Genomic DNA, 23,346 nt, shown 5'->3' with positions numbered 1-23,346 from the left:
GTTGGCAATTAAAAAAGCCCCCACGCTTTTGGGCGTGGGGGCTTTTTTAATTGGCGCACCCGAAGGGATTCGAACCCCAGACCTCTGCCTCCGGAGGGCAGCGCTCTATCCAGCTGAGCTACGGGTGCTTAAACTTTTTTAGTGCGAGTCTGGATATATCATCGCACATTTTTAAATTGTGTCTTGCTCAGCTAAACGGATAGACCGCTTCGCGCTCCCCTTCGGGGCCGGCCCGCCAGCGTAGCTGTCGGTCGTTTCGCCGGGCGAAGCAGTGCTTCACTTTCACCGGCTCCACCCAGCTGAGCTACGGGTGCTTAAACTTTTTAGTGCAAGACTGGATTTACTTACACGTTTTAAATTCTTTACGACTCAGCTAAACGGATAGACCGCTTCGCGCTCCCCTTCGGGGCCGGCCCGCCAGCGTAGCTGTCGGTCGTTTCGCCGGGCGAAGCAGCGCTTCACTTTTACCGGCTCCACCCAGCTGAGCTACGGGTGCTTAAACTTTTTTAGTGCGAGTCTGGATATATCATCGCACATTTTTAAATTGTGTCTTGCTCAGCTAAACGGATAGACCGCTTCGCGCTCCCCTTCGGGGCCGGCCCGCCAGCATAGCTGTCGGTCGTTTCGCCGGGCGAAGCAGTGCTTCGTTTTTACCGGCTCCACCCAGCTGAGCTACGGGTGCTTAAACTTTTTTAGTGCGAGTCTGGATATATCATCGCACATTTTTAAATTGTGTCTTGCTCAGCTAAACGGATAGACCGCTTCGCGCTCCCCTTCGGGGCCGGCCCGCCAGCATAGCTGTCGGTCGTTTCGCCGGGCGAAGCAGTGCTTCACTTTTACCGGCTCCACCCAGCTGAGCTACGGGTGCTTAAACTTTTTATGCCATCCTCAAAGCCAGGCTCAGGGCGAGGTAGACGCGGCGCATAATACGCACCTTGCGGGTCGAAGTCCATGCTCGGCCGTTAAGATAGGGCCCGTGTCACCACGTCCACGAGGCGCTGCATGTCGGCACTGTCATTGTAGATGTGCGGCGAGACGCGCATGCCGAGGTTGCGCGCATCGACACTGATGTTGGCCTTTTGCAGCGCTGCAAGTACCTCTGACTGCCGACTGCCAAAATCTAAAATTAAGGTGCCGCTGCGGTGGTCGCTGATCGCGGGCGATACGCGCGCCGACTGCAGTTGCTGTGACGCTAAGTCTAGCAATTGTTGATTGTGTTGGCGCAGCGCCGCCACGCCTATTTCATTGAAATAGGCGATGCTATGGGCGGCAAAGGCATAGGGGGCAATGGACGGCGTGCCACCCCAGAAGCGCAAGCTGGTTGGGTGTTGTCGAAATTGATGAATATCAAATTCGAACGGGTTCTCGTGTGAAAACCAACCCACATCCCGTGGCGTGCAGTCCGCTAGTCGGTTGGGGTTAATCCAGAGATAGGCGGCACCGGGGCCGCCGCACAGCCACTTTACGGAGGAGCCCACCAAAAAATCCGGCTGTATGAGGGCCAGATCCAAAGGAATGATGCCGGCCGATTGCGCAACGTCGACAATGCTCATCACCTGGTGTGATTGGGCCAGCGCCACTATGTCTTGCACGGGTGCTTGCTGGCCGGTGTTTGAATAGGCGTGGCTGATAAACACCAGATCAACGTCTTCAGTCAGCGCGTTGGCCCAGGTAGCGAGCTCGGTGACGTCAGCATCGGCGGGAATAAAGCGCAGTTCACAGTGTGGCAATGCCTTTGACACGGCAAAGCCCATACTGGGGAAGTCGATTTCACTCATCAGCACGACGCAGGCTGGTTTTTGCAGTTGCGCTATAGCGGGCAAGAGTTTGGCCACCGCGCCCGAAAGATTGACCTGCGGGCAAAATTGATCGGCAGGGGCGTTAAACAGTTGCCCTAAGGCGGACTGAAATTGGCCAATAATTTTTAGCCACGCCTGCCAGGGCTCCTGCCCTGAATCGCGCCAGGGGGCAATAAAACTGTCCGTAAAAGCTGTGAGGCTACTGCGCAGCGGCCGACCCACCGAGTGGTTGAGCAGATAGGTGTGTTCGGGTAAATGGAAATCTGCTTTGCGTGCAGTGGTGCTCATGACGGTACCAACAGCGATTTCAGGTGCGCAATGTCGTCGTGTCGCGTGCGGATGTCAGTGCGTGGCGCCGCTGCGCGTCGATCGCGCAGTTTCTCTAGGGCGCCCAATAGGACGTGCAGGGGCGGGCCGCTGGCGGTTATTTTTTCAATGTGTTGTTGTTCGATGTGGGCAGACGGTTTCTCAATGTATTTGCTCACCAGTTGGTCGTGGTGTTGGATAGCGGTGTCGCCGTGCCGTTCGCAAACTGCCAAAAAGTGGCGCAGGTTGGTTTGGTACCAATCTTGGTCGCGGTCTGCTTGGTGTTCGAGGAAGCTGTCCATCAGGCTGGTGCGACGCATGCTGTCGCGCAGGATGAGTTGATCCTCGGGCATCATATAGAGAAATTTATCCACCAGAATTTGCGAGTAGGAGGGTTCATTGGCAAAGCACAGGCCCAATAGCATATCGATCACATTGATGCCGGCAAAGTCGCCCGCATTGGCGCCGCGATAGACTTGCTGGCCCACGCGGTGGGGTTTGTAGTAGGGCCTTACGCAATAAAAAAACTGGTCCGTATCGAGTTTGTCGAAGAGTTGATCATTGGCGTCTATCACATCTTGCAGGGCGCGTTCGGCCACCTGTAATAAATCTTGTGTGATGGGGTGTGCAATGCCCAGTGGCAGAATTTTCAGCAGTGCGTCGGCAGCGCGCTTATAAGCCAAGATGCCACGGGTGTTGTAGTCGACGAAAATCTTTTCATCGGGCAAATCGGTAAATCGCTTGTAGACCCCGTTCACGGCGCGGTTGTGGGTGGTGAGGTGGGCGGTGGCAAAGCGTGGCGTGACGCCGATTGAGGCGCCTATGTGCATTGCCAAGGCCGATGCCTCTACCAGTGGTGAGGTTGTTTCACGCGACGGCTCGGTGATCTCGTGGCGCCGGCAGGCGGCCATGTAGAGCCCCACACTGCCCAGCAGGTCAAAGGCCTTGTCGAACCCTTGATCGGTATTGCCTTCGGCTAGCAGGGCGCTGATTAACGCGCGGCCCTCGGATTCCAACTGTTGTTTTAAATCGTCGCCAACGCCCACCACATTGGCTCTGTCCGCCTGTTGGGCATAGCGTTGTTCCAATTCAGAATTCAGCGCCACAAAGCGGTGTCTGATCCATTCATCAAAAGCCTGACTGTTAGAACTCACGGGATTCCTCGTGTGCGCGTGTAGCGAGTGTGGCTACCAATAAATTAAACCCTAGGGCCGGAATGCTGTGATGACGTATGGCAGCCGACGACCCCCCAAAAAACCCTTGGGTAGAAGTTTTGTATAGCTTGAGCATACCACGCACCAAGTTGGTTTCCGCCCAGCTGGCTTTGTGGCTATAATGCGGCCTTTCGGCCAGGTTTGGCCATTGGGACTATCAAGGGGATTTTCAGTGAGCCAGTTGAAGAAAGTATTCTGTCTGCTAGCGGCTGCCGGTTTGGGGTTGAGTGTATCCATGGTGACCTTGGCTGACCGCAGCCAGGAGATTGCTGAGCGCATAAAGCCAGCAGGCAATAGCTGTATGGAAGGTGAGGCCTGTGCGGCGGCACCAGTTGCAGCCGTTGCCTCAGGTCCTCGTACCGGTGAGCAGGTGTACAGCACTAAGTGCGTAACCTGCCACGGCACCGGTGCTGCCGGCGCGCCGAAAATGGGCGATGCAGGCCAGTGGGCGCCTCGACTAGCTCAGGGCATGGATTCACTCTATGCCAATGCCATCAACGGCCTCAATGGCATGCCGGCGAAAGGCTTGTGCATGGATTGCTCCGACGACGAAATCAAAGCTGCAGTGGATCACATATTAGCCGCGTCTAAATAGATCACGGCAATGGTAAAAAGCCCGCGTTAAGCGGGCTTTTTTGTGTCTGTAATTCAGGCGTTGGGGTAGCCCAACGCGCTGGCGATCCTGTGGGCGTTGTGTTCCACCCACTGCAGGTTGATTGGGCCCCAGTCGAAGATGCGGTAGTGGCCGATTTTATTTGCGCCCTCGAATTCGCAGTGAATGTCGAGTTCATGCAGCGCGGCAATGGTGTCTTGGGCGGTGCGCCTAGGCATGCCGGTGTGGGCTTGGAGCGCGGGCACTGTGTGCACACCCTGATGGATGAGGTATGCCACGTACAGGCGGCGGTAAAAGCTCGATTGGGTTTTGCTGATCGGGTCCACGGTTTAGGCCGATTGTGCCTGCAGCGGGCTGGGTCGACCGAGGGTATCAATGACCAGCGAGAGCTCGCTTAAGTTGTGCACCGTGGCATCGGGTTGCACTTCTGCCCGCGGCCAAGGTGCGCGCTTGGGGTTAAACCAGATGGTTTTAATGCCGAGGCTGGCGGCGGCGGCGATGTCGTCTTTGGGACAGTCACCGATGTGGATCATTTCCGAGGGTTTGACCGCGGCCATGGCCATGGCGAGCTCGAAGGGCTCGGGGCTGGGTTTGGCTGCGCCTACGTCTTCAGCACTCAGGTGAAAACTGAACTGGTGCAGACCGAGCCGCTTGGGGCTGGCGTTGCCATTGCTAATGGCCGCGAGTTTAAAGTGCGGCGCCAGTTGATTGAGAGTGGTTAAGGCGTGCTCGAAATAGGTGACTTGGTGGCGCGCGTCCATGAACACATCCATGGCCATATCTGCCAATTCGATGGCTTGGTGCAAGCAGTAGCCGGCTTCAATGAGCTTAATGCGCAAACTGTCGCGCCGTACGCGGGTAATGAGGTGTCTAAATTCGGGGTGATTGCTCCAGTACTCCAGGCGCGCTTGGCGCAACTGCTCAGCACTAAAGCGGGTAACGAGTTTTGGGCAAAATTCTTCTAGCCACGCCTGAGTGGTGGCTTCAGCTGATTGAATAACGGGCTCAACATCCCAGAGGGTGTTGTCTAAATCGAAGCTGATCAGTTTTATTGCGCGTGTCACGATACACCTATTGGCTACCAGTGCGATTGTTTTTATGGGGCGCCGGCGTGGATGGCCGCGCGGGTGGTAGCAGCGGTAGAGCACTGAGACTAACACGCGCCGTTTAGCACTGGCTAGAGTCAATATCCGGATTTTCTGTGCGGTCTTTGGCTGTCTGGCTTTTTTGTTGGGCGCGGGGGTGCGCTTGATCATACACCTTGGCCAAATGCTGGAAATCCAAATGGGTGTAAATCTGCGTGGTGCTAATGTTGGCGTGCCCAAGAAGTTCCTGTACTGCGCGCAGATCACCGGACGACTCGAGCATGTGGCTGGCGAAAGAATGCCGCAACATGTGTGGGTGGAGGGCCTTATCGAGCCCCATGTGTGCACTGTAGTGGGCGAACAGCTGCTGGATGCGGCGGTGGCTGATGCGGGTGCCGCGCTGGCTCACAAAGAGCGCCAGCTCGCCCGTTTGGGCAAAGTCGCCGCGTTCGCGCAACCACTGTTTGAGTGCACGCACCGCCATGCGCCCAACCGGTAGCATGCGCGTCTTTTCGCCTTTGCCCGTGACTCGCACAGTGGCATCTGCCAGATCAACATCACCGAGATCGAGGTTGGCCAATTCAGCCAAACGCAGGCCAGAGGAGTAGGTGAGCTCTAGTAGTGCTCGATCGCGGGCGCTGTATTCAGTTTCATCGGCAAAACTCAGCAGCTGGCCCACTTCGTCGACGTCGAGGGTGTGGGGCAGGCGTTTATCGGTTTTGGGTGCGCTGAGGCCGGCGGCGGGATTGTTGGCTAGCCAGCCTTGTCGCACGCCGTAGTCAAAGAAGCTGCGCAAGGCCGATAACCAGCGGCGCAGACTTTTGCCGGACAGACCACCGCGGTGCTGTTGCGCGAGGGCTTGGCGCAGGTGGTGAATGGTGAGTTGGTCCAGTGCGAGTTCGCGCTCGGCGCACCAAAGCTGCAACTTGCGCAGGTCGCGCGCGTAGGCGGCCGAGGTGTGAGGCGATAGATTGCGTTCACCCTTGAGGTTTTGCAGAAAGCGCCCAACCTGGTCGGCAAAGGGCAGCGCGTCCACGATTTCTTAGGGCTCCAACTGATAGGGCAGTGTGCGATTCAAGATTTCTGCGATATAGGCTAAAAACAGCGTACCCATGCTCGATCGATAATAGTTAGCGTCGCGATTGCCCACCGCCAGCAGGCCAAAGCAGGTGCCGTGAATCAAGGGCACCACGGCAGCCGATCCGACTAGGGGAGCCTGTTCGCCAAAGATGTAGGCTTTTTCTTCATTGCCCAATTGGCCGCACAGGGCCTTTTGGGATTTCAGGATTTTGGCCAGTGGCGCCTTGGCGTCGGTGAGCGTGGCGCAGCGCGCTTGGCCCAATTTACCGGCGCTTGGGCGGAACAAAATCAAGCGCGTGAAATGAATGTGAAAGTCTTTATCAAAACTGTAAAACAGCGAATTGACGGTGTCTTCGGCTTTACGGCCTTCGAGTAGCGCCAATACTAATCGTTTGGTTTTGTCGAATAACTTATCGTTGTCGCGGGCATTGTCGAGGAGCTTGCTGAGCCGGTGGCGCATGTCCATGTTGCGCTCGCGCAGCACGGCGACCTGGCGCTCGACCAGCGAAATGGCATTGCCGCTGTCGTGGGGCAATTGCAATTCGGCCAACAAATCGGGTTGGCGCTCAAAGAAATCGGGGTGTTGCTTGAGATAGGCGGCGACTTCGGCGTCGGTGACGGTGTGCTCAGCCACAGTAACAGTCCTTGCTAATTATAGTTTTACCTGGCCCTGAAAAACTTGGGCTGTGGGGCCAGTCATTCGCACGGGGTGATCGCCTCCAGCCCATTCTATGACCAGTGCGCCGCCCGGCAGGTTGACGGTTACGGTCGAGTCTAACAGGTCGCGCAAGCGCCCGGCTACCACCGCCGCACAGGCCCCAGTGCCGCAGGCCAATGTCTCGCCGGCACCGCGCTCGTATACGCGCAAATTAATTTCTGTGCGCGACAGCACTTCCATGAAGCCCACGTTAACGCGGTTGGGAAAGTCAGGGTGGTTTTCGATTTGGGGCCCCAGGCGTTCAACCGGCGCTGCGGCGCAATTATCAACCACCAACACCGCGTGCGGATTGCCCATGCTGACGGCACTGATCTGCAGTGTTTGCCCATCGATGTGCAGTGGGTAGATGGTGCTCTGCTGCTGGGAATTGAAGGGAATGTCTGCGGGCGCGAGTATGGGTTTGCCCATGTCCACTTGTACCTGATCGCCGCGTTTAACGTGCAACTCTAGAATGCCGCTGGCCGTTTCAACTTTGATCACTTGCTTGCCTGTCAGCTTTCGCTCGCGCACAAAATTGGCGAAGCAGCGCGCGCCGTTGCCGCAGTTTTCGACTTCGCTGCCGTCGGCATTGTAGATGCGGTAGCGGAAATCCACGTCGGGGTTGGAGGGCTCTTCGACAATGAGCACTTGATCGCAGCCAATGCCGAAGCGGCGATCGGCAAGTTTGCGAACTTTGTCGGCGTTAAGTCTGACTTTTTGGCTAATGGCATCGATCATGACGAAATCGTTGCCAAGGCCGTGCATTTTACTAAAGCGCAGGCGCATCTAGGGTCCTAAACACGCAGCGGGCTGCGCGGTCTATTTAAGTGGGTAAGAGACTTTCACCACGGGTCAGGTCAGCCAAACTCTCTCGGGCGCGCACCAGGTGGGCGCGGTCGCCGTCGACAATGACTTCGGCGGCACGGGGTCGACTGTTGTAGTTGGAACTCATGGTAAAGCCATAGGCACCCGTGGACATTACTGCGATCAGGTCGCCTGCTGCAAGTGCCAGATCGCGGTCTTTGGCGAGAAAATCGCCGGTTTCACAGACCGGGCCCACCAGATCCCAGCGCTGGCTGGGCGAGGCGCTGGTTAGCACCGGCTGTACGTCCTGCCACGCTTGGTAGAGCGCAGGGCGGATGTTGTCATTCATGGCCGCGTCGATGATGGCGAAATTTTTGTGCTCGGTGGGTTTTAAAAACAGCACCTCGCTCAGCAGTGCGCCGGCGTTAGCACAGATAGATCGGCCGGGCTCCAGCACCAATGCCAGCTGGCGTTCGGCCAGGCGCGCTTTAACGGCATGAACCAGGTCGGCCACGGGTGGTGGCGTTTCGTCTTTGTAGGTCACGCCCAAGCCACCGCCGATGTCCAAGTGCTGCAAGACGATTCCCTTGACACTGAGTTGGTCGATCAGCACCAGCAGCCGATCCAATGCATCGAGAAAGGGGGGTAACTGCGTCAACTGCGAGCCGATATGGCAATCAACGCCCACGACATTCAGGCCCGGCAGTGCGGCCGCGCGGGCGTATACCGCTGGCGCGCGCTCGATGGCGATGCCGAATTTGTTCTCTTTCAAGCCCGTGGAGATGTAGGGGTGAGTCTGCGCATCCACATCGGGGTTGACCCGCAGCGACACATTGGCGCGCAAGCCACTGTGTACCGCTACGTCGTTAAGCAATTCAAGTTCGGCTTCAGACTCTACGTTGAAGCAATGCACGCCCACTTCCAGTGCCTTGCGCAGTGCGCTTGCGGTCTTGCCAACGCCCGAAAAGACAATGCGCTCTGGCTTGCCACCGGCGAGCAACACCCGCTCGAGCTCGCCCTCAGACACTATGTCAAAGCCTGCACCCAGATCCGCGAGTAGGCCCAACACACCGAGATTGGAGTTGGCTTTAACCGCGAAACACACCATGCCCGGGTGACTGCCCAGCGCGTCTGCATAAGCGCGATAGGCGTCAGTTATGGCCGCGCGACTGTACACGTAGGTGGGGGTGCCAAATTGCGAGGCCAGTTCAGTGAGCGGTACGGCTTCGGCGTGCAGTTGGCCCGCTATGCGAGGGAAGTAGGACATGGACTATTGACCCGTGCGCTCGTCAGAGGGCTGTGCTTCGGTGGCAGGTGCGTCTTGGGGCAGCACCAGCGGCCCGGTTTGCCCGCAGGCGGCGAGCAAAAAGACAGTTATCAGTGACAGCATTGCCTTGTTCATGGTGTGACCTTTCAAAATGGGGCGCAAGTATACCGTTAGGATGTGCATCCTCTCAATAACGCACTAGAGAAGATTTTGCGCAATGTTTATAGCGCGAGTAAAGCCGAGTAAAGCGCTTGTTCTAGGCGGATTTTAACCTGAAAGTAATGGCTGGTTTGCAATTGTCCATGGGGTTGTAGCTGCGCTGCGCAGGCGGACAGGTCCAGATCGGTAATGTAACAAGGGTATCGATGGCCCGAGCGGCGCTGCACCAACAGTGCATGCGCCACCGCAGAGAGCAGCGTCTGGCCTTGCCTCCCAAGCACGGGCTCTCCGTCGAGCCAAGCGTCGAGCTGCCAGTGGTGTGGAGGCTCGTCGAGATCGATTCGGTGCACTGCAAATTGCAGGTTGATCAGTTGCATGCGGGCGAGATCGCTGGTGGCTAATCGACGCTCAACAGAGAGCTCGCCCCCTCGACTCCGCATTTCAAAAAAATTCACCGGAAATATTCCAAACAGCGATTGGCCGCAGTCCAAGGGGTTGCGCTGTAGGCAGGCGCGAATGAAATGGTGCAGGGGCCGCAACAGGGTATCTTCGGAAAAAAAGCGCTGTTGAAACCGAACGATACTGGCTCGTTCATCGCAGAGATAAAGCACCGCCATGCCCTCGCGGATGCGATAAAAAATGTGTATTGCATGTTGATCGCTGTGTTCGGCAATGGCACGCAGCTCATCGCTATGTGGTAGTGGCTCGCCGAACAATTGGCAATGCAATTGGTGCCGCGTGGGCAGCGGCTGCGCCAGTTGTCGCCACAGCGCAGCGTTGCGCTCAAGAACCTGCACCTGCCAGTCTGCGCGGCGCTCGGTCAATACCCACTGGCTATCTAATCCGAGTAGCAATCGCTTGGGGGGTTCGCCGGGCAATGCCGTTTGCAACTTATTGATCAGGCCCTGCAATTGTTGAATTTGGGTGCGCGGTGTCTGCCCGTTCAGGCAATCCAAGCGTAGCGTGCAATCGGCCGGCAGCGGCTTACAAAAGGTTGTCAGCAGTGCTTGCAAGTCACTGCCGAAGCGTTGCAAGCGCACTTCGCCCCAGCTGTTTATGGTCAGCAGACTGTAGTGATCAGCGCTGTCTGTGTCGGTTTTGTGTGCGGGATCATTGAATAAAATGCACAGTAAGCGCGGTTCTGCTGGGCGCGTAAAATTCGCGTGTTGCGTAACCAGGTGCGGCTGATAATCCAGCCGTTGCAACACCGCCAACCAACGCCGGCAATCGGCTTCATTGTAGTGTGGGTGTCCGGCGATTTTAATGCGCGTATTGGTGTAGGCAATATCGTTAAAAAGGCACCAGCAAATCAAATCCGATACGCTTGTTCCGCTGGCGAGTGGCGCGCGGCTCTTTTCCCAGTTGCCATTGGTTAGGTACAGTGACCAATGGGTGGATTGATATTCAAAAAACAAATAGCGCGCGCGAATATTTTTACTGATGCCGGGGTTGATGAACTCGATTTTTCCTGCGCTTCGTTCAAACGCCGCGTGCAGTTTTCTACCTAGAATTGAGATTTCTTGATTGTTGAGTGAAATGGGTTGGTGCGTAGATCGCGCGAGTGCTAACAATTGTCGATAGCTGGCGGTGAGTTCATTGACCAGACGCTTGCGTTCGGCCAACACCTGCTGTGCATTCCAATTTTCCGATCTATCGAGATGGTCGAAGTCATAGGTAGACCATTGCCAGGTTTGTAGTGCTGCTAGCAGCGGGTGACTCTCCTCCTCAAGCTTGCTGTAGGTGTTGGTTAACGCGCTAAAGCTGCAGCCGACTTTGAAATAAAAGCACTGGCGCATCAATTCTAGGCGCTCAAATTCCTTGCGCTCTACAAAATAGGCGGTGAGTTCTTCCAACAATAAAAGGTATGGGTCGAGCGCTGCTGCATTGGTTACGCCGGTATACACCAGTAACTTCATTTTGTCGGAAAGCGTCAATACGTTGGGGTAGCGACTGATGTAAACCTCAAGTATCAAGAGTTTCAATAGTGATTTATAGGGCGACTGAATGGATTTATAGAGCTGCCAAACCGCCGCCGAGACGTATTCGGCTGCGGGCACATCGCCCACCGGCCCAAAGTCGATCCATTCGGTGGGGCGCAAAAATGTTTTGTGTGTAATCTCGGCTTTGGTTTTATCGTAATCCGCGCGACGAGTGTCACCGATAAACCACCATAGTGGCATTCGACCCGCGAGCAATATCGCGGAGCGATAAAATTCGTCGAGCAGTAAGAAATGCTGAACGCTACCGCTGGATTCGCTTGAGAGCCGGCTGTGCTCTCCTTTTCGAAAGGCGTCAGCTTGCATGAGGAAAAAGTGCCATTCCAAGCCCAGGGTTTTGGCCCACTGACTAATGGCTTCACACTTTCTATGCAGCAGCGAAAGTGCGTCGTCACTGAGCTCTTCGCTGTAACAAAGCCAGAAATCCATATCGCTTTTGGCGCTTTGGGCCACTGTGCCGACACTGCCCATCACAAATAGTGCCAAGAGGGGCATTTTCCGATTTGGGTTAGCTTGGGAGCGAAAGCCGCGCGCCAGTTGTTTCAAAAGTTGTTGGTGCTCTGTCGTCGGCGTAAAACCACTGAAGCCTGCTGGACTGATCTTGGACAGATAACCGGGGAGTCTTGGGTGATTGAAATGTAACAGCAGGGGCAGTGCCTCAAGAGCCATTTGTTGGCGTTCGCTTAGCGGTTGCTTTGCAAGTGTCAAACGGTGGGCGTTAAGTGCAAGGAAGCGGCTTTTCATTTGCGCGACGCTATCTCGGTCGAGCTGAAGCGGCAGCGATTGGCTGGTGAGTTTTTCGGCTCGCATGGTGCGTTGCTAGGGCGTCTGCGGTTGGTCTGAGGTAATTACACCTGCGATTGTTTGGTAGAGCAGTGCCGGTTTAATGGGTTTGGTGAGGTAGGCATTCATTCCTGAATCCAGGCACCGTTTGCGATCTCCGCGCATGGCATGTGCAGTGAGTGCAATAATGGGGATTGATTGGCAGTGGGCGCCGGCGCGAATGCGGCGTGTCGCGTCGTAGCCATCGACTTCCGGCATTTCCATGTCCATGAGTATGCAGGCAAAGGTGTCCATAGGGTGGGCGTAGAGGATGTCGATTGCCTCCTGGCCGTTGTTGGCTAAGCTGACGGTTACATTCATTTTTTTCAAAATTCCCACGGCCACTTTTTGATTCACGACGTTGTCTTCAGCCAGTAATACGTGTGCCCCTTTTAGCTTGTTGGCCAGTGCCCCATCACTCAATGAGATCTTTTCCGTTCGGTAGGCCGTCTCGCCGAAAACTTCAGCAATGGCGTCAAATAGGTGTGATTGACTGACGGGTTTGGTGATGAAGTGCTCAATGTTTTCGTCGCCTTCGCGAAGCACGTCCCCTTTTTGAAAGGCGGATACCAGGATGATCGCGGGAACATGTTTAAGTCCGCAGTGGTGTTTAATGTTATTGCTGGCGCTCAGGCCGTCTTCCTCTGGCATTTTATAGTCCATGAGCACCAGCTCAATGTAGTGATCTGGATCTGAGTCGGCGGATTTTAGGACCTGGTAAGCTTCACGGGCACTACCTACGGCACTGACTGTGAGTTCTAAATGAAGCGCTAGATTGGCGAGGATTTGGCGCGCCGCTTTATTGTCGTCCACCACCAGTGTGCGCAGTGGCCGTATGTTTCTATTGCGTGTGCGTAGAGGCTCGGCGCCGATTTGGCTTGGACTAAAGCGCACGTTAAAGGTGGCCTCAGTGCCCTGTTCTGGCCGGCTTTGGACGTGCAGCGATCCATGCATCAATTCGATAAGGTGTTTGCTAACGGTTAGCCCAAGGCCTGACCCGCCAAAGCGACGCCGACTGGAGCCGTCTATTTGCATAAATGGCGTAAACAATTCGCTCAGCTGATCGGCATTCATGCCGATGCCTGTATCTTTTACGCTGAATTGCAATTCCACATATTCTTGGCAGTCCACAAGAGGTTTGACGTCCACATATATGTTTCCGCTGGGTGTGAACTTGATGGCGTTATCAATGAGGTTGCCGAGCGCCTGTTGCAGTCGAAACGTATCGCCTTTAATAAACTGTGGTACATCGGGGTCAATGTGAAAAAATATCTCTAAGCCTTTTTGTTCTGCAGTTGGCGAGTAGCGTTGCGATAATTTGTTCAAGCATTGAAATAGATCAAAGTGATTTTGCTCGAGCACGATTGATCCAGATTCAATTTTAGAGAAGTCGAGAATCTCGTTGATCAAATTGAGCAATGCGTTTGCGGCGTGATCGATGTTGGCTAGGAACTCACCTTGTTGGCGTGATAAATGGGTGTCTTTTAATAGGTGCCCCATACCGATTATGGCATTCATTGGTGTGCGAATTTCGTGGCTCATGCGGGTCAGAAATTCAGTTTTTGACTGGCTGGCGGAGTCTGCCAAGGTTTTGGCAATGGTCAGTTCTTCTTGCACGGCTTTGAATTTCGAGATGTCGGCATTGACGCCAACCATGCGCGTGGGGCGACCGGCGATGTTGAAATGGGTAAATTTTGCGCGCACGAAACACCAAATAATGTGGCCGTCGCGGTGCAGAAAGCGTATTTCTCGTGCGCCTAAGGGGGCGCTATCTAGGTCGGCGCGCTGTGCTACTTCGGTAAAGCGAGAGAATAGGTGGCGCTCGTCAGGGTGCAAGAGCTGGGTGACGTGTGTTAAGTCAGTTTTTAACTCGTCTGGTTGGTAGCCCAGCATGCGGTAAAAGCCGTCGCTCATATAGAATTGATGGCTTTGTAAATCCCACTCCCAAATGCCGTCGCGCGTGGCGGCCATGGCATCTAAAAAGCGCTGTTGGCTGATACTCAGTGCCTGCAGTGATTCTTGTCGGCTCAATGCCAGACTTAACACAGCACTGAAAGTTTCAGCTACGTGAATGTCGGTGTCGCTCCAGCGACGTGGGTGCCCGCGCTGCGTCAGTGCTAAAAAGCTGTGCAGCTGCCCATGGTGCTGCACAGGCACCATTAAATAGGCCCGAATATCGAGTAGTTCAGACATTGTTTGGGTTTCTGGGGTGGAATAACCGCTGGCGGCGAGGTTGCTATCGATGCCGATCTTGCCTTGCAGCATTTGCCCGTGTGCCGTTGGCATGTGCTCCAGTTTGAACTTGCTGAACACCTGCTGCTCGCTGTCATTGGGATTGCGTTGCCAGATCAATTCCCAGTGCAGTTGATCTTCGCCAATGCGCGCGAGTAAGCAATCGTCTAACTGTAAAAACTCACCCAGCGCTGCCAGGGCCTTTTGCGGCGCTTCTGGGTTGTCGTGATTGAACAGTTCAGAGATCACTTGGCGCAGCCACGCCTCAGCTTCCGCCAAGTCGCCCAAGCGGGGATTGGGGGGAGCCTTGTGTGCAGCTAGCTCGGCCTCTAGCTCGGCGATGCGAGTGTGGGCCTTGGCGAGCGGGTCTTGCGCCTGCGGTGGTTTATCCATGCAGTACCTGTTCAGCCGATCATGGGTAAACCCACAAGGCGGGTTCAACTGCGTGCCCTGGATGGTTGTTATTGCTCCCGCTCGAATCCTGCGCGCGCAGAAGCCCCAAGTAGATTAGCTTAGACCAGTTTTGGGGGGTGTGCGGTCGGGATTGCGAAGCATGTCCGATAAACTTTGATATAACTTGTCGGGTTTAATGGGTTTGTGCACGAATGCGTCCATGCCTGCCTGCAGGCACTTATCTTGATCGGACTTCATGGCGTGGGCGGTCATGGCGATGATGGGCAGGTGATTGAATTCGGGTCGACCGCGGATGAAGCGCGTGGCCTGATAGCCGTCTACCAAGGGCATTTCTACGTCCATCAACACGAGTGCGTAGTGGTCGGGCCCCTTAGCCAGCAGCTGGTCGATGGCCTCTTGGCCGTTGTTGGCGATGTCGCAGTCCACATGTTGGCGCCTGAGCAGGCCGGCAGCCACTTTTTGGTTGACGGGGTTGTCCTCCACTAAGAGCACGCGCTGATGTTGGAGTTCTGGCCAATAGTCGCTGTGTGGCGCCGGTTGGTGGCTGTCGGCGCCCTGACCAAGGACCGCGGCGATGGCTTGCAGTAGGCGCGACTGAGTGACGGGTTTGCTGACAAATCCGTCAATTAATTCTGCGACGTCTGGCGTGATCAGTTGCTCTTTGTCGTAGGCGCTAACCATGATGATCAAGGGGGGCGCGCTGCCACCGAGTGCGCGAATGGCCCTGCTTGCGGCTAGACCATCCATGTCCGGCATGTCGTAATCCATCAAAATCAGTTCGTAGGCAGGGGCGCCCGACTTAACCGCCGCGACTGCGGCTTTGCCATCGGGCAGCGTATCGGTGGTGAGCTTTAGCGCGCGCGCCGTGGCGCTGATGACTTCGCGCGCCGTGGCGTTATCGTCGACCACCAGCGTGCGCAGGTTGCCCAAATTCACGGATTGACCCTCAGCGAGATCATCTTGCTGACAGGGTTTTAGGGCGACCTCTAACGTGAAACAGCTGCCCGCATCGGGGCGGCTTTCGATGCGAATGTCGCCCCCCATTAGCTTTGCCAGTCGCTGCGAGATCGAGAGGCCCAAGCCGGTGCCGCCAAAGCGGCGGGTGGTGGAACCGTCTGCTTGAGTGAAGGGGTTGAACAACATGCGCTGCTGGGCTTCGGAAATGCCTATGCCAGTGTCCGTTACCGACAGCGCAATGCGCACGCTCTTGGGGTCGCTGGTCAAGAGTTGGGCTTTTACCAGTACGTGGCCGCGCTCGGTGAACTTGATGGCGTTGGTGGTGAGGTTGGTAAGGATCTGCCCAAGCCGCAAGACGTCCCCTACCAAGAGATCGGGAATCGCGGGGTCCGGTTGAAAGAGCAGCTCAACGCCCTTTTCGCTGGCCCGAAGGCTGAGCAGTTTGTCCTGCTGATCGAACAGGGACTCAAATCGAAAGGGGGCATTTTCTAAGGTCAGTTTGCCCGCTTCAATTTTGGAGAAGTCCAGCACCTCATTGATGATATGTAGCAGCGCGGTAGAGGCTTGATCGATGTGCTCTATGTAGCTGCGCTGTTGTTCGTTCAGCGGGGTGTCTTTGGCGAGATGGCTCATGCCGATAATGGCATTCATCGGGGTGCGAATCTCATGGCTCATGCGGGCTAAAAACTCGGTTTTGGCCACGTTCGCGTCATCGGCCCGCTGGCGGGCAACTTTCAGCGCCTCCTGTTGTTTCATGATGTGGGTGTGGTCGCTCACCACAGCCAATATTCGCTTAATGCTGCCATCCGGTCGGCGTTCGACACACTGGGCGCGGCCAAAGACCCACAGGATTGCCCCGTTTTTGTGGCGCCAGCGAATGCGGCCATGTTCGAATGGCACGCGGTTGTGTTTGAGCTTTGCAAACTCGCCAGCCAGCTTGGGCTGATCCTCTGGGTGGACGAGACCGCGCAGGGTGTCACCACTGCTAGGCAGTTCACCCGGTTCATAGCCGGCCATACGCAATAATCCAGGGCTCAGGTACACCTCGTCCGTGTCTAAGTCCCACTCCCAAATGCCGTCTTCGGTGGTGTCCATGGCATCGCGAAAGCGCTGTTCACTGCGGACTAGGCGCTCGGTGAGTTTGTGGCGCACGTAGCGACTGCCGATGGCATCTGCCACCGTGGAGGCAAAGCGCTTGTCGCTGGCGCTCCAGCGCCGGCCCTCAAGTACCCGCTCTATCACTAAAAACGCACTGAATTGCCGGACCGGGTGCAGTGGCACAATCATTGCCGATTGGCAATTGTCTTCCACGGGAATGGTGGCGCGATGGGCATCGCCTACGCGGTCGATGGCCAGTAGCGTGTCGCCGGTTAAATAGGCCAAGGGGTGTTTGGTGTGGCGTGTTAGCACCGGTTCGATGCTGTCGATGGCCTCGGCGTGCCACTCGTAGCGCAGCAGCAGTGCGTTGGTGTCGGGATGTCGGTAGCAAATGAAACTGCGGTCCGCCTCGAGTAATTCACTCAGCGAGCGCACAGCATTGTGAAAGCTCTGCTGTAAGTCGTCGGCGTCGCCATGCACATCGACTACCAACCGCGCTAATTGCGACTCCAGTTGGCGCACCCGCCGCCGCTCCGTCTTGGCATTTTGCTCTTCGTCGATATTGACAAAACAGCACACCAAGCGCACTACGCGGCCATTGTCGTCGGTGCGAATGATGCTGGACTTTTGATGGTACCAGTGCACCTGCTGGCGATTGTCTAGGCCCCGATAGGTGAAGCTGTGGTGTTCACCGGTTCGAATGGAGTAGTTCATCTTTTGAACCACTTGGGCTTGGTCCTCAGGGTGTATGTGTGAAAACACGTCGATATCGGTGCCTGTTGGGTAGCCAAGCAGCTCTGAGCAGTTGGGTGAATAGGTGATGCGACCGCCCTGTCGCTCCCAAACGGAGTAGCCCACCTTTGCCGAGTCAAGCACGCTTTGTAAGACATCGTTGTGCAGTAGCTGTTGATTTAACAGCGCCTGCTGTGCGAGGTGACTGAAGGCGATTTTCGTGAAGTCCTGCATCAGTTTGATCTGCGACGCTTGCCAGCGATAGCGCGCTTTGTTGAGGCCGTAAGTGCCAATGCCCACCAGTCCATTGGCATTGAAGTGGGGCACCACCACCAGGGCTTCGATGTCGTGTTGCGCGAGCGTGTCTCGGTCTTCGCGGGCCTCGGACGGGAGTTCGTTGCGGTGATAAATCACCGTGGTTTGTTTTTGGCGTGCGCGCTGGAAGATCCAGGGGTATCTCAGGTTGGGGGTGCCGGCGTCGGTGTCTGTGGCGTCGCGGGGCGGATAGCCCTGCCAGTAGGCAAAACTTTGGCTGGCCGACTGATAGTTAAATAGGGTGAGAAAATCGATATCTAGATGCAGGTTCAGGGCCGCTAGGGCCTGATGAATGTCATTGTTGGGCTCAGGTCGAGCCAGGCGCGCGGCCCACTGTTCAAAGAACAGTTCGTGGTTGCGCTGGTGTTGCTGTTGGCTGGATTGCTGCGCGAGCGCCGCCTGCAACTCCCTGTTTTCCGCTTTCAGGAGTTCTATAGTGCTGAGGAGCTGGTCGAGTTGATTGTCGGCGGTCATGGCATCACGCTGCGGAGGAAGCAGCTCAAGTATAGGCACGGGGGCGCCGCTTCGCCCCCGCTGTGTTCATGATCTAGGCCGGGCGTTGATCAAGCAACTTGAGCGCCCTTGCACAGGCGGCGCGAACCTGAGCCGGTGCCGTGCCTCCCACGTGATCGCGGGCAGCGACTGAACCCTCCAGCGTTAATACCGTAAAAACATCGGCTTCGATGCTAGCGCTGAATTGTTGCAGCTCGGTCAGACTCATCTCCGACAAGTCTTTGTCGTGCGCAATGCCATAGGCCACGCTCTTGCCCACAATTTCGTGTGCGTCGCGGAACGCGACGCCCTTGCGAACGAGGTAGTCGGCCAGATCTGTGGCCGTAGAAAAACCGCGCTTGGCGGCCTCCAGCATTTCGGCCTGACGGGGTTCGATTGCAGGCACCATGTCGGCGAACGCCCGCAGGCAGTCCTTAACGGTGTCGATGGTGTCGAACAACGGTTCTTTGTCTTCTTGGTTATCTTTGTTGTAGGCGAGCGGTTGCGATTTCATCAGTGTCAGCAGTGATACCAAGTGGCCGTTCACGCGGCCGGTTTTGCCGCGCACCAACTCGGGTACATCGGGGTTTTTCTTTTGCGGCATGATGGAGCTGCCAGTGCAAAAGCGATCGGGCAGGTTGATGAAATTGAACTGCGCCGAGGTCCACAGCACCAGCTCTTCACTGGCGCGCGATAGATGGGTCATGAGCAGCGCGCTAAAGGCGCCAAACTCGATGGCGAAATCGCGGTCGGAGACGGAGTCTAGCGAGTTGGCGGTGGGCGCGTCGAACCCCAGTAGCTCGGCCGTGCGGGCGCGATTGATGGGGTAGGTGGTGCCGGCTAGCGCTGCGGCGCCCAAGGGCGATTGATTGACCCGCTTGCGACAGTCAATCAGGCGACCGTAATCCCGTTGCAACATTTCGTTCCACGCCAACAGGTGGTGGCCAAAGGTCACTGGCTGTGCCGTCTGCAAATGTGTGAAACCGGGCATGATGGTGTCGGCGTGGCGCTTGGCCAAACCCACTAAGCCGCGCTGCAGACGAGTGAGTTCTTGCGCCACTGCGTCGATCTCGTCGCGTAAATACAAGCGAATGTCGGTGGCCACTTGATCGTTACGCGAACGACCGGTATGAAGCTTTTTACCGGTGATACCAATGCGTTGGGTGAGCGCGGCCTCGATGTTCATGTGCACGTCTTCCAATTGCACAGACCATTGAAATTTGCCGGCGACTATCTCGGCGCGGATGGCTTCGAGGCCGCTGATAATTTGGTCGCGTTCAGGGTCGGTGAGCACGCCGACTTCGGCTAGCATGGTGGCGTGGGCGATAGAGCCATTGATGTCGTGATGGTACAGGCGCTGATCGAAGGTGACCGACGCGGTAAAGCGCTCTACAAAAGCGTCGGTGGCTTCACTGAAGCGTCCGCCCCAGGGTTTTATGCTGTTGTCGTGACTCATTGTGGCGATGCCTGTCCAAAATTAGTGTGTGCGTGAATGTCGTGCGAAAATGGCGGGCATTATAGCGACTTGCGCCAGCGGGCGCGATGACAGCGGCACTGGGTTGCGCAATAAATCGTGTCTTTGGGTGTGGTTTGCAGCGCTATTCACCTGAAGTCTTCGCGTTTTGTGGGTGTTTGGGCAATTGTTGTCGCCGCTTAGCCGTGATTCAATAACAAAAAGCAAAAGGAACACGCAGTGAACTCAGGCGCTGACGCCGATCTCGATTATCTTCCCAATCTTTGCACCGGGCCCTCGCTGTTGCGGCTCGTGATGATTGCCGAATTGTTGGCGATCGTGTTGGTGCTCAACGATGGTGGATTGCTGGGCTTTAATTGGGTAGAACTAGCGCTCACCTCGTTTATGGTGCAGTGGATCACCTTGGCCAGTGCGGCGTGCATCTGTAACTTGCGACCGCTCATGGCGCGCCGACCTCTGTGGCAGGCGGTGTTGCTCAGTTATCTGTTGATACTCTCACTCACCTTTCTTTTTACCCTGTTGGGTCAGTGGTTTTTTCTCGGTTATTGGTGGAGCCCGCAACCGCTGGATTGGTCGGCGCTGGGTGCTGACCTGGTGGTAGCGGCCATTTTTGCAGGCATTGGCCTGCAGTATTTTTATTTACAGCAGCAGTTGCAACGCGGTGAGCGGGCCGAACTGGAGGCCCGCATTCAAGCCTTGCAGTCGCGCATACGGCCGCATTTTTTATTCAACGCCATGAATAGCATTGCCAGTTTAATTCACATAGATCCGGCTCGCGCCGAGCACATGGTTGAAGATTTGAGCGCGTTGTTTCGCGCCAGTTTATCGGAGGCGGCGCTGGTGCCGGTGGATCGTGAATTGGCACTCGCGCGCCGGTATTTGGCCATGGAAGGTGCGCGCCTCGGCGACCGGTTGCAGGTGGATTGGCGCTTGGGGACTCTGCCGGAGGGCGTGCAAATGCCCAGTTTGTTGCTGCAACCACTGCTCGAAAATGCGCTCTATCATGGCATTGGCGCTCGGCGCGAGGGCGGTTTACTTGAGATTGATCTGCAGGCCGAGAATAATCGACTGCAACTACTGGTGCGCAATCCCCTTGGCCAAGCGGCCCCCACGCCGGGAAACGGTATGGCCTTGGCCAACATTCGCGATCGATTGGCGGCCCACTATGGCAGCGCGGCGCGCTGCGATGTGGGCGTAGAGGCGGATCATTTTTGCGTGCGTATCAGCTATCCCTTAGCGGATCACTAGGAGACTGGAATGGACCTGTTAATCGTCGATGATGAACCTTTAGCGCGGGCCCGCCTGCGGCGGCTGGCAGAACAATTGGACGCCGTAGAAGTGGTGGCCGAGGCGGCCGATGGCGAGGCTGCGCTAAAGGCAATCGAAGCCCACGATCCGTCGGTGGTGCTGTTGGATGTGCGCATGCCCGGTGAGGATGGCATCGCTACCGCGCGCCACATTGCGCAACTCGATCACGCGCCCGCGATAATTTTTTGCACCGCCTACGATCAATACGCACTGGATGCATTCGGCACCGAGGCCGTGGGCTATTTGCTTAAGCCGGTACAGTTGGATGATCTCAAAAACGCGCTCGACAAGGCCGCCAAACTCAATCGTTTGCAGATCGATAAGCTGCGCGATCAGCAGCAACCTTTGACCGAGGGTCGCCAGCACATCAGTGCCAAAACGCGGCGCGGCGTGGAATTGATTCCGCTCACCGATGTGCGCTTCTTTTTGGCCGACCAGAAATATGTCACCGTGCACCACGCGGAGGGCGAGACCCTTATCGATGACACCCTCAAAGATTTGGAGGCCGAATTTCAGGGTCGCTTTATTCGCGTGCACCGCAATTCGTTGGTGTCACTTGAGCACATTCTCGGCCTAGAGCGCACGGGTGATGGCCACTTCCGATTGCGACTGGCCGATGTGGACGTCAAGCCGGTGGTGAGCCGTCGGCACGTACCCCAGTTGAAAGAGCTGCTGGCCAAACTCTAGTGGTATGATGGCGGCCTTTTACATGTCGCTCCCCTAAGGATGATTCATGACCGCAACACTGCGCATCGCTACCCGCACTTCCGCTCTGGCTCTTTGGCAGGCCAATGACGTCAAGGCGCGTCTAGAGGCCGCCCATAGTGGGCTGGCAGTGGAACTGGTGCCCATGGTGAGCAAAGGCGACAAGATTCTCGATGTGCCGCTGGCCAAGGTGGGCGGCAAAGGGTTGTTTGTTAAAGAGCTGGAAACGGCGCTCTTGGAGGGGCGCGCGGATATCGCCGTGCACTCCATGAAAGATGTGCCCATGGAATTTCCGGAGGGGCTGGGTCTGTACGTGATTTGCCAGCGCGAAGACCCGCGCGATGCCTTCGTCGCCAACCATTTCAACAGCTTGGCGGAATTGCCTGCCGGCAGCGTGGTGGGCACATCGAGTTTGCGCCGCCAAGCGCAGTTGTTGGCGCGTCGCCCCGATTTGGATATTCGCTTTTTGCGCGGCAACGTAAACACCCGGCTGAGCAAGCTGGATGCCGGTGAATATCACGGCATTATTCTGGCCGCGGCAGGCTTGATTCGATTGGGCGAGAAAGACCGCATTCGCGAATACCTGCTTACCGACGACTCGCTGCCCGCCGGGGGCCAAGGGGCTGTGGGCATTGAATGCCGCACCGACGACAGCCGTGTTCAGGCGCTGATTGCACCGCTGCACCACACACTATCGGCGCAGCAAGTGACCGCCGAGCGCGCCATGAATCGCCGTTTGGAAGGCGGATGCCAGGTACCCATTGGTGGATTTGCCGTGCATCAAGAGGGCGAATTGTGGCTGCGTGGCTTGGTGGCGAGCGTGGACGGCCAGCGGGTGTTGCGCGCCGAGGCGCGGGCGCCCGCGGCACAGGCCGAACAGTTGGGTGTGCAGGTGGCCGAGCAATTGCTGGCACAGGGTGCCGATAAAATTTTGGCGGAAGTTTACGCTCAGTCATGAAGCGGCGCCTGTGGCTGACGCGTCCCGCCCACCAAGCTGCGGCTACAACCCAGGCGTTTTCTGCGCCGGATGTGGACGTGGTGTCCGTACCGGTAATGGCCATCGCGCCCTTGCGTGAGCCCGCTCAGCAACAAGCCGTGCGCGACCGAATTCTCGATTTTGATCGCTACGATTTTGCGATTTTTATCAGCCAAAACGCCGTCCATTACGGCACTGAGTGGCTGGACGAATACTGGCCTCAGTTGCCTTTGCACTGCCAGTTTTTAGCGGTGGGTCAGGCCACTGCTACAGCGCTGTCCGCAGCTGGTCTGCCGGTGGTCAGTGAATTGCCATTGACTAGTGCCATGAACAGCGAAGCGCTACTGGCGTTGCCGGCGTTGTCCGAACTCAAAGACAAACAGATTTTAATTTTTCGGGGCCGCGGTGGGCGCACCCATTTGGGCGACACCTTGCGCGCACGGGGCGCGCGGGTAGACTACTGTGAGCTGTACGAACGTGAATTACCGGTAGATGCGCCGGCGCGCGTCGGCGATGCATTAGCGCTAGGTCCAGCATGGCTGTCAGTCCATAGTGGAGAGTCCTTGCAGCACCTGTATCAGCTGCTGCAAGATCAGGCCGACAGTTATTCTTGGCGCACCTGGCCGCTGTTGGTGCCGGGCGCGCGCGTGGCGGCGATGGCTGAGGCTATGGGGTTTTCTCACATATTAGTGGCCGACAACGCCACCGATGGGGCCATGGCCGCGCGCTTGCGGCAAGCACTGACTGCGGCGCAAGATGGCGTACCGTCAGCGCGTGCGGTTAACAACGAAAAATAACGC

At 56.5% G+C, this 23,346-nt stretch carries 18 protein-coding genes and 1 tRNA gene; 5 read left to right on the top strand and 14 right to left on the bottom strand.

Annotated features, from left to right (window positions below):
- Window positions 1–51: 51 nt before the first annotated feature.
- From FHS30_RS14300 to FHS30_RS14290, 3 genes are all read right to left on the bottom strand, one after another.
- Window positions 52–128: transfer RNA gene (locus tag FHS30_RS14300), tRNA-Arg, on the bottom strand.
- An 834-nt stretch (window positions 129–962) separates the two neighbouring features.
- On the bottom strand, window positions 963–2,087 hold the full coding sequence (locus FHS30_RS14295) for an aminotransferase class V-fold PLP-dependent enzyme (protein WP_183911194.1): 1,125 nt from the start codon (window positions 2,085–2,087) through the stop codon (window positions 963–965).
- A complete protein-coding gene (locus FHS30_RS14290) occupies window positions 2,084–3,259 on the bottom strand; it encodes a monodechloroaminopyrrolnitrin synthase PrnB family protein (RefSeq protein ID WP_183911193.1) in 1,176 nt (391 codons plus the stop codon). The genes FHS30_RS14295 and FHS30_RS14290 overlap by 4 nt, the downstream gene beginning before the upstream one ends.
- Before the next feature lie 241 nt (window positions 3,260–3,500).
- Between FHS30_RS14290 and FHS30_RS14285 the strand changes: the two genes are divergently transcribed.
- The gene (locus FHS30_RS14285) at window positions 3,501–3,914 is read left to right on the top strand and encodes a c-type cytochrome (protein ID WP_246341375.1); all 414 of its coding nucleotides are present in this window, start codon (window positions 3,501–3,503) and stop codon (window positions 3,912–3,914) included.
- A gap of 53 nt (window positions 3,915–3,967) precedes the next feature.
- Here the strand turns inward: FHS30_RS14285 and FHS30_RS14280 are convergent, their stop codons facing one another.
- From FHS30_RS14280 to argH, 11 genes are all read right to left on the bottom strand, one after another.
- Window positions 3,968–4,258 (bottom strand): helix-turn-helix domain-containing protein, encoded by a 291-nt coding sequence (locus FHS30_RS14280; protein WP_183911191.1) that lies wholly within the window; start codon window positions 4,256–4,258, stop codon window positions 3,968–3,970.
- A gap of 3 nt (window positions 4,259–4,261) precedes the next feature.
- Window positions 4,262–4,996, bottom strand: a complete 735-nt coding sequence (locus FHS30_RS14275) for an HAD family hydrolase (protein WP_183911190.1) — start codon at window positions 4,994–4,996, stop codon at window positions 4,262–4,264.
- A gap of 103 nt (window positions 4,997–5,099) precedes the next feature.
- Window positions 5,100–6,053, bottom strand: coding sequence for a tyrosine recombinase XerC (gene xerC / locus FHS30_RS14270; RefSeq protein ID WP_183911189.1), 954 nt, complete (start codon window positions 6,051–6,053; stop codon window positions 5,100–5,102).
- A 6-nt stretch (window positions 6,054–6,059) separates the two neighbouring features.
- Entirely contained in the window at window positions 6,060–6,731 is a 672-nt protein-coding gene (locus tag FHS30_RS14265) for a DUF484 family protein (protein ID WP_183911188.1), read from the bottom strand.
- A gap of 18 nt (window positions 6,732–6,749) precedes the next feature.
- The gene (gene dapF / locus FHS30_RS14260; protein ID WP_183911187.1) at window positions 6,750–7,580 is read right to left on the bottom strand and encodes a diaminopimelate epimerase; all 831 of its coding nucleotides are present in this window, start codon (window positions 7,578–7,580) and stop codon (window positions 6,750–6,752) included.
- A 37-nt stretch (window positions 7,581–7,617) separates the two neighbouring features.
- Window positions 7,618–8,865, bottom strand: a complete 1,248-nt coding sequence (lysA, locus tag FHS30_RS14255; protein ID WP_183911186.1) for a diaminopimelate decarboxylase — start codon at window positions 8,863–8,865, stop codon at window positions 7,618–7,620.
- A 3-nt stretch (window positions 8,866–8,868) separates the two neighbouring features.
- Window positions 8,869–9,000: an LPS translocon maturation chaperone LptM gene (gene lptM, locus FHS30_RS14250; RefSeq protein ID WP_183911185.1), complete on the bottom strand. Its 132-nt coding sequence runs from the start codon at window positions 8,998–9,000 to the stop codon at window positions 8,869–8,871.
- An 86-nt stretch (window positions 9,001–9,086) separates the two neighbouring features.
- Entirely contained in the window at window positions 9,087–11,831 is a 2,745-nt protein-coding gene (locus FHS30_RS14245; protein WP_183911184.1) for a class I adenylate cyclase, read from the bottom strand.
- Window positions 11,832–11,840: 9 nt separating this feature from the next.
- Complete coding sequence (locus FHS30_RS14240; protein WP_183911183.1) at window positions 11,841–14,468, bottom strand: hybrid sensor histidine kinase/response regulator; 2,628 nt, start codon at window positions 14,466–14,468, stop codon at window positions 11,841–11,843.
- 114 nt (window positions 14,469–14,582) lie between these two features.
- Window positions 14,583–18,104, bottom strand: coding sequence for a response regulator (locus FHS30_RS14235; protein WP_183911182.1), 3,522 nt, complete (start codon window positions 18,102–18,104; stop codon window positions 14,583–14,585).
- Window positions 18,105–18,138: 34 nt separating this feature from the next.
- Window positions 18,139–19,539 carry an argininosuccinate lyase gene (gene argH / locus FHS30_RS14230; protein WP_183911181.1) on the bottom strand — a complete coding sequence of 467 codons (1,401 nt, stop codon included), beginning with the start codon at window positions 19,537–19,539 and terminating at the stop codon, window positions 18,139–18,141.
- A gap of 237 nt (window positions 19,540–19,776) precedes the next feature.
- Here argH and FHS30_RS17330 point away from each other — a divergent pair, with 237 nt between their 5' ends.
- From FHS30_RS17330 to FHS30_RS14210, 4 genes are read left to right on the top strand one after another with little or no spacing between them, the layout of a single operon-like run.
- Entirely contained in the window at window positions 19,777–20,805 is a 1,029-nt protein-coding gene (locus FHS30_RS17330) for a histidine kinase (protein ID WP_183911180.1), read from the top strand.
- A 9-nt stretch (window positions 20,806–20,814) separates the two neighbouring features.
- The gene (locus FHS30_RS14220; RefSeq protein WP_183911179.1) at window positions 20,815–21,552 is read left to right on the top strand and encodes a LytR/AlgR family response regulator transcription factor; all 738 of its coding nucleotides are present in this window, start codon (window positions 20,815–20,817) and stop codon (window positions 21,550–21,552) included.
- A 46-nt stretch (window positions 21,553–21,598) separates the two neighbouring features.
- A complete protein-coding gene (gene hemC / locus FHS30_RS14215) occupies window positions 21,599–22,528 on the top strand; it encodes a hydroxymethylbilane synthase (protein ID WP_183911178.1) in 930 nt (309 codons plus the stop codon).
- Window positions 22,525–23,343, top strand: coding sequence for a uroporphyrinogen-III synthase (locus FHS30_RS14210; protein WP_183911177.1), 819 nt, complete (start codon window positions 22,525–22,527; stop codon window positions 23,341–23,343). The genes hemC and FHS30_RS14210 overlap by 4 nt, the downstream gene beginning before the upstream one ends.
- Window positions 23,344–23,346 lie beyond the last annotated feature (3 nt).

Source organism: Simiduia aestuariiviva (assembly GCF_014192475.1).
In the GTDB taxonomy this organism is placed as follows: domain Bacteria; phylum Pseudomonadota; class Gammaproteobacteria; order Pseudomonadales; family Cellvibrionaceae; genus Simiduia; species Simiduia aestuariiviva.
Note: the sequence above shows the minus strand (reverse complement) of the source record. Positions and strands in the feature narration are given on the sequence as shown.

Coding starts and splice junctions, on each gene's coding strand:
- FHS30_RS14295 (WP_183911194.1), bottom strand. CDS start 2,087: ATGAGCACCACTGCACGCAAAGCAGATTTCCATTTACCCGAACACACC.
- dapF (WP_183911187.1), bottom strand. CDS start 7,580: ATGCGCCTGCGCTTTAGTAAAATGCACGGCCTTGGCAACGATTTCGTC.
- lysA (WP_183911186.1), bottom strand. CDS start 8,865: ATGTCCTACTTCCCTCGCATAGCGGGCCAACTGCACGCCGAAGCCGTA.
- lptM (WP_183911185.1), bottom strand. CDS start 9,000: ATGAACAAGGCAATGCTGTCACTGATAACTGTCTTTTTGCTCGCCGCC.
- FHS30_RS14245 (WP_183911184.1), bottom strand. CDS start 11,831: ATGCGAGCCGAAAAACTCACCAGCCAATCGCTGCCGCTTCAGCTCGAC.
- FHS30_RS14240 (WP_183911183.1), bottom strand. CDS start 14,468: ATGGATAAACCACCGCAGGCGCAAGACCCGCTCGCCAAGGCCCACACT.
- argH (WP_183911181.1), bottom strand. CDS start 19,539: ATGAGTCACGACAACAGCATAAAACCCTGGGGCGGACGCTTCAGTGAA.
- FHS30_RS14220 (WP_183911179.1), top strand. CDS start 20,815: ATGGACCTGTTAATCGTCGATGATGAACCTTTAGCGCGGGCCCGCCTG.
- hemC (WP_183911178.1), top strand. CDS start 21,599: ATGACCGCAACACTGCGCATCGCTACCCGCACTTCCGCTCTGGCTCTT.
- FHS30_RS14210 (WP_183911177.1), top strand. CDS start 22,525: ATGAAGCGGCGCCTGTGGCTGACGCGTCCCGCCCACCAAGCTGCGGCT.